The organism is Streptomyces sp. NPDC016845 (assembly GCF_044332585.1).
Lineage (GTDB): Bacteria > Actinomycetota > Actinomycetes > Streptomycetales > Streptomycetaceae > Streptomyces.
The window spans coordinates 175,131-190,030 of sequence record NZ_JBIRPI010000010.1 but is presented as its reverse complement, the minus strand read 5'-3'; the positions used below and the strand labels follow the sequence as shown (position 1 = coordinate 190,030).

Below are 14,900 nucleotides of genomic sequence, written 5' to 3'. Positions count from 1 at the left end.
ATGGGCGCCGGACACGCACACCGCCTCTACCGCGCCGGGCACTCGCCCGTGCACGCGCTGCCGCCGCACACGAAGCTCGCCGCGGTCTTCGGCTTCGTCGTGGTCGTCGTCTCGACGCCGCGCGAGGCGATGTGGGCGTTCGCGCTGTACGCGATGCTCCTCGGGACGGTGGCGTACACGGCCCGGGTCCCGGCGGGCTACTTGCTGAAGCGCCTGCTGATCGAGGTGCCGTTCGTCGCGTTCGCGGTCCTGATGCCGTTCGTGGCGGAGGGCGAACGGGTGCAGGTGCTCGGCATGTCGCTGAGCGAGAGCGGTCTGTGGGGCGCGTGGAACGTACTGGCGAAGGGCACGCTCGGGGTCGCGGCGTCGGTGCTGTTGGCCTCGACGACCGAACTGAGGGAGCTGTTGCTGGGCCTGCAACGTCTGAAGCTGCCGCCGCTGCTGGTGCAGATCGCGTCCTTCATGATCCGCTACGGCGATGTCATCGCGGACGAGATGCGGCGCATGAAGATCGCGCGGGAGTCGCGCGGCTTCGAGGCGAGCGGCGTACGCCACTGGGGCGTCCTCGCCAAATCGGCCGGGGCGCTGTTCATCCGCTCCTACGAACGGGGTGAACGGGTGCATCTGGCGATGGTCAGCCGCGGCTACGCGGGTTCGATGCCGGTGATCGACGAGGTGACCGCGTCACGGGCGCAGTGGCAGGCGGCGCTTGCCCTCCCCTGTGCGGCGCTCGTGGTCTGTCTGCTGGGATGGACGCTGTGACTGCCTCTCTCGAAGTTTCCGGCCTGGCCTTCGCCTACCCCGACGGCCACCAAGCCCTCTTCGGCGTCGACCTGACGATCGCGAAGGGCGAGCGAGTCGCGCTGCTCGGCCCGAACGGCGCGGGCAAGACGACCCTCGTCCTGCACCTCAACGGCATCCTGACCGGCGGCGCGGGCACGGTGACGGTCGCCGGGCTGCCCGTCGACAGGCGGAACATGGCGGAGATCCGCCGCAAGGTCGGCATCGTCTTCCAGGACCCGGACGACCAGCTCTTCATGCCGACGGTCCGCGAGGACGTGGCCTTCGGCCCGGCGGCGTCCGGCATGAAGGGCCCAGAGCTGGAGGCCCGGGTCCGCAAGGCGCTCGCGTCGGTCGGCATGGAGGAGTACGCGGACCGGCCCCCGCACCATCTCTCCTTCGGCCAGCGCCGCCGGGTGGCGGTCGCCACGGTGCTCGCGATGGAGCCGGAGATCCTCGTCCTGGACGAACCGTCCTCCAACCTGGACCCGGCGTCGCGCCGCGAACTGGCCGACATCCTGCGCTCGTTGGACGTGACGGTCCTGATGGTCACGCACGATCTGCCCTACGCGCTTGAGCTGTGCCCGCGTGCGGTGATCCTGAGCGAGGGCACGATCGTGGCGGACGGCGCGACGGGTGGCCTGCTGACGGACGAGGACCTGATGCGGGCACACCGCCTGGAGCTGCCGTTCGGATTCGACCCGAAGTCGGTCGCGGGGAAGGCGCGTTGAGCGCGGTCTCCGCCCGGCCCATGGCGACGGCCCGGCTCGACCTCCTCCCTCTGGAGGTCGCGCACGCGCCCGAGATGGCCGAGGTCCTCTCCGACCCGGCGCTGCACACCTTCATCGGCGGCGCCCCGCACACCCCCGACGCCCTGCGCGCCCGCTACGAGCGCCTGACCGCGGGCTCCCCGGACCCGGCCGTCACGTGGCTGAACTGGGTGATTCGCCTGCGCGACGAGTCCTGCCTGACGGGCACGGTGCAGGCGACGGTGAACGGCCCCGCGGCTCTCGCGGAGATCGCCTGGGTGGTGGGCACGCGGTGGCAGGGCAGGGGCATCGCCGGGGAGGCGGCGCGGGGGCTGGTCGACTGGCTGGCCTCCGGCCGACGGGTGCGAACGGTGATCGCGCACATCCACGCCGACCACCACGCCTCCGCCGCCGTGGCCAGGTCCGCGGGGCTCGCCCCGACAGACATCGTGGAGGACGGCGAGACAAGGTGGAGCCGCGCGCTCTGAGCCGATGAGGCCGTGCGGCCTCGCTGTCGGAATCAACCGGCATCGATGCCTGTTGCACCCACCGTGGATACAGCAGTGAACGGCACGACCGCCCCCGGATTCGAAGGCGTCAGGACCGCCTTCGCCAGGAACTTCGAGGAGGCGGGCGAGCGCGGCGCGGGTGTCGTCGTCTACCGGGACGGCCGGGAGGTCGTGAACCTGTACGCGGGGACGCGGGATGTGGACGGCGGCGCCGCGATGTGGGGCCCCGGCACCGCGCAGATCCTGCGATCCGCCACGAAGGGCGTGGCCGCCGCCGCGCTGCTCCTGCTGCACCAGCGCGGAGAGCTGGACCTGAACGCGCCGGTCGGGGCGTACTGGCCCGAGTTCAAGGCACGGGGCAAGGGGAACGCGCTCGTACGGGACGTACTGGCGCACCGCGCAGGCGTACCCGCCCTGGACCGCCTGCTGACCCCCGCCGAGGCCGCTGACCACGATGTCGCTGCCGCAGCTGTCGCCGCACAGGCCCCGTTCTGGGAGCCCGGCACCGACCACGGCTACCACGCCCAGACGTACGGCTGGCTGACCGGCGAGCTGGTGCGCCGAGTCACCGGGCGCTCCCTGGGCGAGTTCGTCGCCGACGAGATAGCCGTCCCGGCCCGCGCCGACGTGTGGATCGGCCTGCCCGCCGCCGAGGCCCACCGCGCCGGACGCGTAGGCCCCACCGAGGCCCCGGCCGTCCCCGGCGCCCCGCGTGCCAGGCCCAAGCGGGCCCTGGCCGAGGCGTACACGAACCCGGAGTCGCTGACCCGCCGGGCCTTCGACTCGATCACCCCGTCGCCGGACGAGAACGATCCGGCGTACCGCGCCGCCGAACTCCCAGGCTCGAACGGCATCGGCACGGCGGACGGCCTGGCCCGCTTCTACGCGTCCCTGATCGGCGAAGTGGCCGACGGACAGCGCCTGTTCACACCGGAGACGCTGCGACTGGCCCGCACGGAAGCCTCCTCCGGCCCGGACCGCGTCCTGGCCGTCCCCTCCCGCTTCGGCCTCGGCTATATGCTCCACGGCATCGCCTCCCCCCTCCTCACCCCGGACTCCTTCGGCCACCCGGGCCGCGGCGGCGCCCTCGGCTTCGCGGACCCGGAGACGGGCATCGCCTTCGGCTACGTCACGAACGGCATGCGACAGGGCGTGACGGCGGACCCGCGGGCACAGGCGCTGGTGCGGGCGGTGCGCGAGGCCGTCGCTGGAACGCGCGACAGCGGTGCGTAGGCCACCGCGAGAAGACTCAGGGGAGCCATCGCAACCGCCCGTCGTCGGCCATCTGACACGTCAGCCGGATCCCGCCGGACGAGGTCACCTGCGCACCGTCCAGATTGCACTTCCGGTTCGGTTCGTTGCAGCTGCCCTTCTTATGACCCGGGACGTCGGCGCAATTCTGCGTGTCATGCGCCTCCTGCCCCTCCGGCGAGAGATTGTCGTAATTACTTCCGTCGTGTCGGCCAGGCGAGTCGGAGTACGTGCTCCGGGGCGTCGGTTTCGCTTGGCTCGTCGGCGATTGCTCGGCCGCCTCCGACTGCTCTTCCCGATCTGTCGAGGCTGAGTGCTCCGCCGACTGTGACCTCTTGCTCGGCTTGTCAGATCTGTTCTTCTTCGACTGCTCCACCGGCGATGTGGTGACGGTTGCAGTAGCCGTCGCGGTCGCAGTCGTTGTGATGGTGACCGCTGGGCTCGCATGAGCTGCGGCTTCGGTGGCTGTATCGCTCCCGCTCCGCCCTATCCCAATGACGGCGGCGCTTACCGCGATCACAGCAGCCACCGTGACCAGGCGCCGAGCGCGGAGACGGGAAGCAGGGACGTACGGCACTGAAATTCCCCCAGACGTGAGATTGAGTTCGGGCGCGAGACGCTGGCAGCGGCTCCTACAACTGCCCGCCCGACATGGCACCAGGGGCTTCATCGGCCCCTCCGACCTCTTCGGTCGCCTCGACCGGGGGCAGGAAGCGCGGAAACTCGACGTTCCCGTAGGGCCAGCCCAGGGCAACGCAGACGGATATACCTGCGATCAGGGCCACGCTGGCCGTGCCCCAACCCTTCAGAAGCACAAGGGCGGGGGCGAGCAGGGCCACGGCCGCGCACACAGCACTGCACCAGGCCTCCAACCGCCAGCCCGGTTCGAACGGCTGCGGCTCTCGCCAGGCGACTGTCAATCCGTACGCAACAACCGGTACGGCGGCGCAGGTCGCAGTGATCCAACTCCACCGCCAGTCAGCGACGAACCACTGGATGGCCAGCCACGTCAGCCACCCGACAACGGCAAGCGCAAGGATGCCCAACAGCACCACGCAGCCAAGCCCGTCATCACTACGCGATCTACCGGATCCCCCCACGGCTCCCCCTAAGACATGGCTTGAAGTGCGATTGCCCCCGCAGAATGCTTGATCGTACAAGTACTCGTATGGGGGCGCCGATGGGGCCGGGAACCCTCTCTGATCCGGTTTCGGCCGCGATTCCGATCACTCTTCGGACACCTTCGGACACCATCTGGAAAACGCCCTGCGTATCGCGGCCCTTCCGTGTCTACAGTCCCTTGGTCAACCTGGGGAGGGGGCGCGTCATGCGCAAGGGGGTCAAGGTCGCCATAGTCGGCGGCGTGTTCGCCACGATGGTGGGCGGTGCCGGGTACGGGGCGTTCAACATCGTCTCGGCGGTGTCGGAGGACAGTGGCACGTCGTCGGTCACGCAGACGCGCAAGAGCGGGCCGCCGACGAGCGAGGAGATCAAGGAGACGTCGCGGAAGTTCCTGGCGGCGTGGGCGAAGAACGACCCGGCGACGGCGGCCGGTCTCACCAACTACGCGGACAGCGCGCTGCCCGCCCTCACCGGCTGGCACGACGACGCGCACGTCACGCGCACCGTCCTGACGCCGGGCACGCCGGTCGGCGCGAAGGTGCCCTTCAAGGTCAAGGCGACCGTGCAGTTCGGCGAGGCGAACAGGACGCTGTCGTACGACTCCTCGCTGACGGTCGTGCGCGGCGAGACCACGGGGCGGCCGCTGGTGCAGTGGCGCCCCTCCGTCCTGCACCCGGCCATGCGCGAGGGCGACACGCTCGTCACCGGTGAGTCGGCGGCGCCGCCCATCCAGGCCGTGGACCGCAGCGGGGTGGTGCTGAGCCAGGAGAAGTACCCGTCGCTCGGGCCGGTGCTCGAAACGCTGCGCGGCCGGTACGGGGACGCGGCCGGAGGGACGCCGGGCGTCGAGACGTACATCCAGCGGCAGGACGTCGAGGGGACGACCACCGCCAAGACGCTGCTCACCCTCGCCAAGGGCAAGCCGGGCACGCTGCACACGACGATCAGCGCGAGTGCGCAGGCGGCGGCCGAGCAGTCGGCGGCGAAGTTCTCGAAGTCGGCCGTGGTCGCGGTCAAGCCGTCCACCGGTGAGGTTCTCGCGGTCGCCAACCACGGGTACGGGGCGTGGAACGCGGCGTTCGAGGCGAAGCTGGCGCCCGGCTCCACGATGAAGATCATCACCGCGGCCGCGCTGATCGACAACGGTGTCACGACGATGACCGGCCCGGCGCCCTGCCCGAACGAGGCCCCCGCGCTGAGCCAGACCTTCCACAACCTCGAAGGCATGGCGCCCGACGAGGGCGCGACGCTCTCCAGCAGTTTCCAGCGCTCCTGCAACACCGCCTTCATCAAGCTCTCCGACGAGCTCGGCCCGGAGAAGTTCGCGGCCGAGGCGCGGAATCGGTTCGGCCTCGGCACGGACTGGCAGACGGGGATCGTCTCGTACGACGGCAGCGTGCCGGTCAACGGCAACTCCGACGACCCGGCCGGGATGATCGGCCAGGGCAAGGTCACGATGAACCCGCTGAACATGGCCTCGGTGACGGCGACCGCGATCACCGGCACCTTCCGGCAGCCGGTGATCGTCTCCCCGAAGCTCGGCGACCGTCAACTGGCCACCGCGCAGGGCCTGCCCGCCTCGACCGTCTCCCAGCTCAGGCAGATGATGCAGGCGACGGCGACCTCGGCCATCGGCACGGCGACCCAGGCGATGGCCGGGCTCGGCGGAGGCGACATCGGGGCGAAGACCGGTTCGGCGGAGGTCGGCGGCCAGGCCGTCTCCAACTCCTGGTTCACGGGATTCCGGGGCGATGTCGCCGCCGCGGCGATGGTCGAGGGCGGCGGTCACGGCGGCGACGCGGCCGGCCCGATCGTGGCATCCGTGCTGCGTGCCGGATCGTAACGAAACCAGGGACCGTTGTACGGCGTTCTGTCCTACAACAGCCGCGACTTGGGCCACCCCGTAACCTGGGCCACCCGCAGAACACCGGAGGACGACGTTGGGCACCAGAGGCAGGCGCAGGGAATCCGAGCGCCGCAACACCCGCACGCTGGTGATCGGCGCGGCCGCCGTGGTCGCCGTCGTCGGGGCGGGGGTCGGCGCGTACGCCCTGATGGACAGCGGTGCGGGGCCCTCGGCGTCGGCAGCGTCGGACGACAAGCCGAAGGTGCCGTCGGGGCCTCCGAGCGCCGCCGAGGTCCATGCGGTGGCCGACGCGTTCCTCGCCGCCTGGCAGTCCGGCGACGCGGCGAAGGCGGCCTCGTACACCGACGACGCGACCGCCGCCCGGGCCGCGCTCACCGGTCTCGCCAAGGACGCCCGCCTCACCGGTGTGAAAGTGACCCCGGGCACCCCGGCCGGCGCCAAGGTCCCCTTCCACGTCACGTCGACGGTCTCGTACGAGAAGAAGGCCGGCGGGCCCGGGATCAGCAAGCCGTACGCGTACGACTCCGCGCTGACGGCCGTGCGCCGCGAGAGCGACGGGAAGGTCCTCGTCGGCTGGCAGACGTCCGTCGCGCACCCGGAGCTGAAGGACGGCGACCGGCTCGTCACCGGGGAGGCGGGCGATCCGCCGATCAAGGCGGTGGACCGCGCGGGCGGCGAGCTGACCGCGAAGAAGTACCCCTCGCTCGGGACCGTCCTCGACGGGCTGCGCGAGAAGTACGGCAAGAAGGCGGGCGGCACGGCGGGCGTCGAACTGCGCGTAGTGCGTGCCGCGAAGGGTTCGGAGAAGAACGCCGTGCCCGACAAGACGCTGCTCACCCTCTCCGAGGGCACGCCCGGCACGGTCAGGACGACGATCAGCCCGTCCGTGCAGGCGGCGGCCGAGAAGCAGGTCGCCAAGCGCGAACGCGCGTCCGTCGTCGTACTGCGGCCCTCGACCGGCGAGATCCTGGGCGTGGCCAACTCGAGCCCCGGCTTCAACACGGCGTTCCAGGGCTCCTTGGCCCCCGGCTCGACGATGAAGGTCATCACGTCGTCGCTGCTCCTGGAGAAGGGGCTTGCCGAGGTCGACAAGAAGCACCCGTGCCCGAAGTACTTCACGTACGGGCACTGGAAGTTCCAGAACGACGACAAGTTCCAGATCAAGAACGGCACGTTCAAGGCGAGCTTCGCCGCGTCCTGCAACACCGCCTTCATCAGCCAGGCCCCGAAGCTGGACGACGACTCGCTGACCAAGCAGGCTCAGCAGGTCTTCGGGCTCGGGCTCGACAACTGGGCGATCGGCGTGCCCAGCTTCGACGGCTCGGTCCCCGTGCAGTCGGAGGCGCAGATGGCGGCGTCGCTGATCGGGCAGGGCGGGGTGCGGATGAACCCGCTGAACATGGCGTCGGTCGCGGCGACCGTGAAGTCCGGCACCTTCCACCAGCCCTACCTGGTCTCGCCGGACGTCGACAACCGCGCGCTCGCGAAGGCGTCGCGGACGATGTCGGCGGGTACGGTCGCCTCGCTGCGGGAGCTGATGCACTACACGGCGATCGCGGGCACGGCCGTGAAGCCGATGTCCGGGCTCGGCTCCGACATGGGCGCGAAGACCGGTTCGGCGGAGGTCGACGGGCAGAAGGAGCCCAACGGCTGGTTCACAGCCTGGCGCGGTGACCTCGCGTCGGCGGCGGTGGTGCAGCAGGGCGGTCACGGCGGCGACTCGGCGGGTCCGGTCGTCCGCGAGATGCTGCTGGGCGGCGCCGGCTGAACGGCCCGCCGGCCTGTGACCCCGATGGCCGCCGCCGCGGTCCTGCCGACCGCGGCCACCCACGCGTCGTGGACGGGCTCGGGGTGCGGGCCTCCGGCATCTCGACCGGGTACATACATCGCGTGGCTGATGATCCTCGGAGGGATCGCGCGGTGCCGGTGTACGCGGCGTACCGCCGGCGCGGCGAACTGTTCGGCCGACTGCGGCCGTTCGCTCGGCTCGGCTCGGATCGGCCTCGTCGGCGCGGCGCTGTCCGTACTGGCGCACGGCCTCGTGGCGGCGGGGGTGACGGTGTCGGGGATCGGGCTGATGCTGCACGCGGGGTGAGGCCCGTGCTTCAGGGAGCCGAGCGCTTGAACCCGGAGTTCACGGCTGTGATGCCGCCGTCCACGGGGAGCGTCACGCCCGTCACCCACGCCGCGTCGCCGGACGCGAGGAACGCCACGGCCGCCGCGATGTCCTCCGGTTCGCCGACCCGGCCCAGCGGATACAGGTCGCGCAGGACATCGGGGTCGCGGCCCTGGCCCGTCCAGGCCGGGGTCCGGACCGTGCCCGGGGCGACGAGGTTGACGCGGACGCCGCGCGGGCCCGCGTGCCCGGCGAGCGTACGGGTCAGGGAGACGAGGCCCGCCTTCGCGGCGCTGTAGGCGTGACAGCCGAAGTCCTGGAGGCCGTTGACGGAGCCGATGCTGACGATCGCGCCGTGCCCGGACGCGGCGAGGTGCGGCATGGCCGCCTTGCAGCAGCGGTAGGTCCCGGTGAGGGTGAGGTCGAGGTCGCGGGCCCACGCCTCGTCGTCCTCGTCCTCGAAGAGCGCGGCGTCGGGGTGACAGGCGTAGGCGTTGTTGACGAGGACGTCGAGCCGCCCGAGGCTCTCGACGGCGGCGGCGACGGCCGCCTCCACGGAGCGCCGGTCGCCGACGTCGCAGAGGTACGCGGTGGCGGTGCCGCCCCGCTCCCGGATTTCTCCGGCCACCTTCTCCGCGCCCGCCAGGTCGACATCGGTGACGAGGACTTGAGCGCCCTCGGAGGCGAGACGACGGGCGACGGCGGCCCCGATGCCGCGCCCCGCGCCGGTGACCATGGCCGCGTATCCCTCGAAGCGTGTCATGGCCCCGACGCTACTCGTGGAGGGGACGCGAGATCACCGGCTGGGCGCAACCGACTTGCTCTTTGAGCGCGTTACGTGGGTCTCTTCAGCGTGTGGGCCGACACCTCGGCCCACACGACCTTTCCCGGTCGCTCCTCCCGGAGTCTCGTCCCCCAGGAGTCCGCCAACACCTCGACGAGGTGGAGGCCTCGCCCGCCGCAGTCCAGTTCATCGGCGTCGACTGCCCTCACGGGGTCGGGGGACGCGTCGTGCACCTCAATGCGCACCTCATCTGCTCCTCGTACGAACCTGGTCTCGACTTGCTGATTGTGAGCCCAGCAGCCAGCCGTGACCTCATCCAGCAAGTCCGGCATGAGCTGTAGCGGACAGGAAATCGAGGTACGAACGATGCTTGCCCCCGAACTCGGCCGCGTCATGTGGCGCAAGAGCACCTACAGCGGAGGCGGCTCAGGCGGCGGCGACTGCGTCGAAATCGCCGAACTGTCTGAGGACATAGCCATACGAGACAGCAAGGATTCGAACGGCAACGCTCTGCGCTTCGGGCCTGAGAGCTGGGCAGGGTTCGTCACCGGACTCGTAAATTTGCCGCAGCCGTAGACGTTCCACTGCAACGAGGGTTGGCAGGCGCGCCCCGCGGCGATCTTCGGACGAGCACGCTCCTACCGGCGCGTGTACTTGCTGTTGCTTGAGGCGGCAAGCCGGAAGCGCGCCCCTCTCGTTCATTCACCCAGCTAGATCCAGGTATCCAGCCACATCCGCGACCGCCACGAGTCGATCGGGATCGCCGTACCCGTGTAGATCGGCCAGAAGTAGATGAAGTTCCAGGTGATCAGGAGGACCAGGACGCCCGCGCTCGCCGCGCCCGCGACCCGGCGCCGGTCGCTCGACCCCGGTTTTCCGATGACCGCGCCGAGGAGCATCGCCAGGGCGAGGCAGAGGAACGGGGCGAAGACGACCGCGTAGAAGTAGAAGATCGTTCGTTCCTGGTACTGGAACCAGGGGGCGTAGCCCGCGACGACGCCGCAGACGATCGCGCCCGCCCGCCAGTCGCGGCGGAAGAACCAGCGCCACAGGACGAAGAGCAGGGCGAAGCAGGCCGCCCACCACAGGAGCGGGGTGCCCAGGGCCAGGACCTCGCGGGCGCACTTGTCCGCGGCGTCGGCCGGGCAGCCCTGCTGCCCCGCGGACGGGGACTCGTAGAAGTAGGAGACCGGGCGGCCGTCGACCATCCAGCTCCAGGGGTTGGACTGATAGGTGTGCGGCGAGCTGAGGTGGGTGTTGAACTCCCAGACCTCGTGCTCGTAGTGCCACAGACTGCGCAGCCAGTCGGGCAGCCAGGTGAAGTGGCCGCCCTTGCCCGTGGTCGCCGCCCAGTCGCGGAAGTAGCCGCCCGAGCCGTCGGCGGGGGAGAGGATCCAGCCCAGCCAGGACAGGACGTACGTGGCGATCGCGACGGGGACCGTGGAGAGGAACGCCCAGCCCAGGTCGAACTCGTACGTCGCCTTCCACGGGCGGTGCGCACCCGCCACCCGCCGCGAGCCGACGTCCCACAGCACCGACATCAGCGCGAACGCCGCCAGGTAGATGAAGCCGTTCCACTTCGTGCCCGCCGCCAGGCCCAGGCAGAGGCCCGCCAGCAGGCGCCAGGGGCGCCAGCCCAGGCGCAGGGTCTCGGCGATGTGCGCGTCCGGGCGGACCAGGCCGTGCTCGTCGACCGGGAGCGCCGCCGCCAGCCGCTCCCGTGCCTTGTCCCGGTCCACGAGCAGGCAGCCGAACGCCGCCACCACGAAGAACACGAGCACCGAGTCGAGCAGCGCGGTGCGGCTCATCACGAACGCGAGGCCGTCGACCATGAGCAGCGCCCCGGCCAGGCAGCCGAGGAACGTCGAGCGGAACAGGCGCCGGCCGATCCGGCACACCATGAGCACGCACAGCGTCCCTAGGACCGCCGTCATGAACCGCCAGCCGAACGGGTCGAACCCGAAGAGCCACTCGCCGACGCCGATGACGTACTTGCCGACCGGCGGATGCACGACGTACGAGGCGTCCGTCGGGACCGGGATGTGGCCGTTCTTCTCCAGGATCAGGTCGTTGGCGTTCTTGGCCCAGTTCACCTCGTACCCGCGGTGGATCAGCGCCCACGCGTCCTTGGCGTAGTACGTCTCGTCGAATATCACCGCCTTGGGGCTGCCGAGGTTCCAGAAGCGCAGCACACCGGCGACGAGCGTGACGAGCAGCGGGCCCGCCCAGCCGAGCAGCCGGCCCGCCTGCCCGGCGGTGAACCGGCTCAGGCCGAACGACGCCCACAGCCGGGACGAGGGCGCCGGATACGGCGGTACGAGGCGCGCGCGGACGTCGCCGCCACGGTCCTGCGGCACCCGGTACCCGAACCGGCGCAGGCCGTGCAGCCACGCCGACGACGGCCGCTGCCCGGTGGGCGGTTGCTCGGGCGGGGCGCTGGTCGGGGCCGGGTGGGACGACGACGCGGTACTGGTCACCGCGCCATCGTAGGGAACAGGGCTGTGCGAGTCCCGTGCGCGGGCCCGACTCGGCGGCCGTGGCCGCCATGGCCGCCTGCGAGGATGGGAGGGTGACAGGTAGCCCCGATTCTTCCCAGCCCGACCGGTCCGCCGGCTCTGCCGCCGCCGCCGGAACGCTCGTGCTCGCCGGTACCCCCATCGGCGACGTCTCCGACGCGCCGCCGCGGCTCGCCCAGGAGCTGGCCGGCGCCGATGTCGTCGCCGCCGAGGACACCCGGCGCATGAAGCGGCTCACGCAGGCGCTCGGCGTGCAGGTCGGCGGGCGTGTCGTGTCCTACTTCGAGGGCAACGAGGCCGCGCGCACACCGGAGCTGGTCGAGGCCCTCGCGGGCGGCGCGCGCGTGCTGCTCGTCACCGACGCGGGCATGCCGTCCGTCTCCGACCCTGGCTACCGGCTCGTCGCCGCCGCGGTCGAGCGGGACATCCGGGTCACCGCGGTGCCCGGTCCGTCCGCCGTGCTCACCGCGCTCGCGCTCTCCGGGCTCCCCGTGGACCGGTTCTGCTTCGAGGGGTTCCTGCCGCGCAAGGCGGGCGAACGGCTGAGCCGCCTCAAGGACGTCGCCGACGAGCGCCGCACCCTCGTCTACTTCGAGGCCCCGCACCGCCTCGACGACACGCTCGCCGCGATGGTCGAGGCGTTCGGCGAGGACCGCCGCGCCGCCGTCTGCCGTGAGCTGACCAAGACGTACGAGGAAGTGAAGCGCGGTCCGCTGAAGGAGCTCGCCGAATGGGCCGCGGACGGCGTACGGGGCGAGATCACCGTCGTGGTGGAAGGTGCCCCGGAGAGGTCCGGCGACGACCTCACCCCCGATGAGCTGGTGCGCAGGGTGCGGGTGCGCGAGGAGGCGGGGGAGCGGCGCAAGGAGGCGATCGCCGCCGTCGCCGCGGACGCCGGGCTACCCAAACGGGACGTATTCGATGCCGTCGTGGCGGCAAAGAACGCGGCGCGGGAGACCCCATAGGGGCGTAAAGGACTAACCTGAAAAGCAAAGCGAAGACCGGGTGTCACGGCCGTTCAGGCAGGGAAAGGCCAAATCGGCTCCAATAGTCGGCAGGGCTTTTGCGCCCGGCCCGGCGGAGGCGTCCACTGGTTGAAGGGACGCACCCGTCCCCACGCTGCCCACGGGCAGCGCTTGTCCAGCGGACAAGAGGAGTCGGCATGAGCGAGTTCGGGGTCCCCGGGACGTCGACCGGAGCTGCAACGCCCGCGAACCGCGGCGCGGCGATACCCATCGCCCACGAGTCGTACGCGTTCGCCTGCATGCGGTGCGGGCACGGCTGGGAGCAGTCGTACGAGATAGAGCACCACGTCGACGGGGACGGCGCGCCGTACGTGCAGTACGTGGCGGGCGGGGAGCGGGTGCCGTCGCCGCTGACCCGGCCCACCTGTCTGAACTGCGACGGGCACGTCCTGCGGATCATGCGGGCGGGGCGCGTCTCCTCGGCGCAGAACGTGATGCACCCCTCGCGCCGTCACGAGACCCCGGCCGCGGGCCCGGTGGAGGCCCCCGGGCCCGAGGCCGGAACACCGGCACTCGCCGCGTCCTCCGCGTCCTCCGCGTCCTCCGCGGACAGGCAGCGCCACCACTGGCACCTGTCCGACCTGCTGCACCCCTTCGCGCACCACAAAAAAGAAGCGTGAGCGCGGGTTCGTAAAATCGGGGCATGAGCTCCGACCGCACCGCCAAGGACGTCACCCCGCCCCCGCTGCCCGCACCGCTCGCGGTGGAGGTCGCCGACTCCCACACCCACCTGGACATGCAGGCGGGCACCGTGGAGGAGGGCCTCGCCAAAGCGGCGTCGGTGGGCGTGACGACCGTGGTGCAGGTCGGCTGCGATCTGGCCGGATCGCGCTGGGCCGCGTCCGTGGCCGAGCAGCACGCGCGCGTGCACGCCACTGTCGCCCTGCACCCGAACGAGGCGCCCCGCATCGTCCACGGCGACCCCGACGGATGGTCCCGCCAGGGTGCACGCCAGCCGCTCGGCGAGACCGGGCTCGACGAGGCGCTCGCCGAGATCGACCGGCTCGCCGCGCTCCCGCAGGTCAAGGGCGTGGGCGAGACGGGCCTCGACTACTTCCGGACGGGCCCGGAGGGCAAGGCGGCGCAGGAGCGCTCGTTCCGCGCCCACATCGAGATCGCCAAACGTCACGGCAAGGCGCTCGTCATCCACGACCGCGAGGCCCATGAGGATGTGCTACGCATCCTGAAGGAAGAGGGCGCGCCCGAACGCACCGTCTTCCACTGCTACTCCGGCGACGCCGCCATGGCCCAAGTCTGTGCCGCGAACGGCTACTTCATGTCGTTCGCGGGCAACATGACGTTCAAGAACGCGCAGCCGCTGCGCGACGCGCTCGCCGTCGCCCCCATCGAACTGGTCCTCGTCGAGACCGACGCGCCCTTCCTGACCCCGGCGCCGTACCGCGGACGGCCCAACGCGCCGTATCTCATTCCGGTCACGCTGCGCGCGATGGCGGCGGTCAAGGGCGTCACGGAGGAAACCCTCGCCACGTCGGTCTCCGCCAACACGGCCCGCGCATTCGATTACTGACCGATAACGCCGCCCCGCGCTCACTCGCCGACGCACACACGACATAGCGACACTGAGTAACCAATCTGCTTTGGAGAGTGACCACTCCTCCGCTAGGTTCTGCTCGCCCGTTCCGCCCCCGCCCGGGGTCCGGACCCCTGGAGCGCCTGGAGCGTCGTGTGAGCAATACGCCGTACGAGACGTACGAGGACACGTACGGCCCTTACATCCCGCCCGCCCGGTACGGAGGACCTCCGGGACCGGCCCCCGACCCGCGAGTGACGCCGCCGCACCGGTACCCGGAGGAGACCGGCCACAGCCCGTACGCGGCCGAGGGCTCGAACCCGCACAACGAGTACGGCCCACCCGAGACATATGACGCGCCCGCCGTTGCTCCGGAACACAGCGCATACGGCGCGCAGGCCGCGGGCGGCGGTTACGGGGTGCCCAGCGCGCAGGCGGCGGACGGCGGTTACGGTCCGCCCAGCGCTCAGGCCGCTGGCGGCGCCTACGGCTCGCCCCGTCCTCAGGCTGGTCGCGGCGCCTACGGCTCGCCGACCATGCAACCCGCGCGCGGGTTCGAGCCGTCTCCGCAGGCGGCGGGCGGCGGTTACGGGGTGTCCAGCGCGCAGGCGGCGGGCGGCGGTTACGGGGTGTCCAGCGCTCAGGCCGCT

15 protein-coding genes are annotated in these 14,900 nt (G+C 71.1%); 11 read left to right on the top strand and 4 right to left on the bottom strand.

The features are described 5' to 3' along the window. Genes cbiQ through ACH4RC_RS24500 form a run of 4 tightly spaced genes read left to right on the top strand, consistent with a single transcriptional unit; the run spans position 1 to position 3,271 of the window. On the top strand, positions 1–762 hold the full coding sequence (gene cbiQ / locus ACH4RC_RS24515) for a cobalt ECF transporter T component CbiQ (RefSeq protein WP_398204535.1): 762 nt from the start codon (positions 1–3) through the stop codon (positions 760–762). Further along, complete coding sequence (locus ACH4RC_RS24510; RefSeq protein ID WP_398204532.1) at positions 750–1,511, top strand: energy-coupling factor ABC transporter ATP-binding protein; 762 nt, start codon at positions 750–752, stop codon at positions 1,509–1,511. Before cbiQ ends, ACH4RC_RS24510 begins: the two co-directional genes overlap by 13 nt. Next, positions 1,508–2,017, top strand: coding sequence for a GNAT family N-acetyltransferase (locus ACH4RC_RS24505; protein WP_398204528.1), 510 nt, complete (start codon positions 1,508–1,510; stop codon positions 2,015–2,017). Before ACH4RC_RS24510 ends, ACH4RC_RS24505 begins: the two co-directional genes overlap by 4 nt. A 45-nt stretch (positions 2,018–2,062) precedes the next feature. After that, the gene (locus tag ACH4RC_RS24500) at positions 2,063–3,271 is read left to right on the top strand and encodes a serine hydrolase domain-containing protein (RefSeq protein WP_398204526.1); all 1,209 of its coding nucleotides are present in this window, start codon (positions 2,063–2,065) and stop codon (positions 3,269–3,271) included. A 650-nt stretch (positions 3,272–3,921) separates the two neighbouring features. On the opposite strand, the gene ACH4RC_RS24495 is transcribed toward ACH4RC_RS24500, so the two are convergent. Beyond that, positions 3,922–4,344, bottom strand: a complete 423-nt coding sequence (locus ACH4RC_RS24495; protein ID WP_398204524.1) for a hypothetical protein — start codon at positions 4,342–4,344, stop codon at positions 3,922–3,924. Between the two features lie 272 nt (positions 4,345–4,616). Here ACH4RC_RS24495 and ACH4RC_RS24490 point away from each other — a divergent pair, with 272 nt between their 5' ends. The 3 genes from ACH4RC_RS24490 to ACH4RC_RS24480 all read left to right on the top strand — a co-directional run bounded on the left by ACH4RC_RS24490 (position 4,617) and on the right by ACH4RC_RS24480 (position 8,373). Next, a complete protein-coding gene (locus ACH4RC_RS24490; protein WP_398204522.1) occupies positions 4,617–6,254 on the top strand; it encodes a penicillin-binding transpeptidase domain-containing protein in 1,638 nt (545 codons plus the stop codon). A gap of 97 nt (positions 6,255–6,351) precedes the next feature. After that, positions 6,352–8,046, top strand: a complete 1,695-nt coding sequence (locus ACH4RC_RS24485; protein ID WP_398204519.1) for a penicillin-binding transpeptidase domain-containing protein — start codon at positions 6,352–6,354, stop codon at positions 8,044–8,046. Positions 8,047–8,175: 129 nt separating this feature from the next. After that, on the top strand, positions 8,176–8,373 hold the full coding sequence (locus ACH4RC_RS24480; RefSeq protein WP_398204516.1) for a hypothetical protein: 198 nt from the start codon (positions 8,176–8,178) through the stop codon (positions 8,371–8,373). 10 nt (positions 8,374–8,383) lie between these two features. Here the strand turns inward: ACH4RC_RS24480 and ACH4RC_RS24475 are convergent, their stop codons facing one another. Together ACH4RC_RS24475 and ACH4RC_RS24470 are read right to left on the bottom strand one after the other, a co-directional pair. Then, complete coding sequence (locus tag ACH4RC_RS24475) at positions 8,384–9,157, bottom strand: SDR family NAD(P)-dependent oxidoreductase (RefSeq protein ID WP_398204513.1); 774 nt, start codon at positions 9,155–9,157, stop codon at positions 8,384–8,386. A gap of 71 nt (positions 9,158–9,228) precedes the next feature. Beyond that, complete coding sequence (locus tag ACH4RC_RS24470) at positions 9,229–9,423, bottom strand: ATP-binding protein (RefSeq protein WP_398204511.1); 195 nt, start codon at positions 9,421–9,423, stop codon at positions 9,229–9,231. A gap of 61 nt (positions 9,424–9,484) precedes the next feature. Here ACH4RC_RS24470 and ACH4RC_RS24465 point away from each other — a divergent pair, with 61 nt between their 5' ends. After that, a complete protein-coding gene (locus ACH4RC_RS24465; protein ID WP_398204508.1) occupies positions 9,485–9,754 on the top strand; it encodes a DUF397 domain-containing protein in 270 nt (89 codons plus the stop codon). A 134-nt stretch (positions 9,755–9,888) separates the two neighbouring features. On the opposite strand, the gene ACH4RC_RS24460 is transcribed toward ACH4RC_RS24465, so the two are convergent. After that, positions 9,889–11,655 (bottom strand): dolichyl-phosphate-mannose--protein mannosyltransferase, encoded by a 1,767-nt coding sequence (locus tag ACH4RC_RS24460; protein WP_398204505.1) that lies wholly within the window; start codon positions 11,653–11,655, stop codon positions 9,889–9,891. A gap of 92 nt (positions 11,656–11,747) precedes the next feature. Here ACH4RC_RS24460 and rsmI point away from each other — a divergent pair, with 92 nt between their 5' ends. From rsmI to ACH4RC_RS24445, 3 genes are all read left to right on the top strand, one after another. Then, on the top strand, positions 11,748–12,659 hold the full coding sequence (gene rsmI / locus ACH4RC_RS24455; RefSeq protein ID WP_398204502.1) for a 16S rRNA (cytidine(1402)-2'-O)-methyltransferase: 912 nt from the start codon (positions 11,748–11,750) through the stop codon (positions 12,657–12,659). A 197-nt stretch (positions 12,660–12,856) separates the two neighbouring features. Beyond that, positions 12,857–13,339, top strand: coding sequence for a hypothetical protein (locus ACH4RC_RS24450; RefSeq protein WP_398204499.1), 483 nt, complete (start codon positions 12,857–12,859; stop codon positions 13,337–13,339). A 23-nt stretch (positions 13,340–13,362) separates the two neighbouring features. Beyond that, positions 13,363–14,247, top strand: coding sequence for a TatD family hydrolase (locus ACH4RC_RS24445; RefSeq protein ID WP_398204497.1), 885 nt, complete (start codon positions 13,363–13,365; stop codon positions 14,245–14,247). Positions 14,248–14,900: the final 653 nt, after the last annotated feature.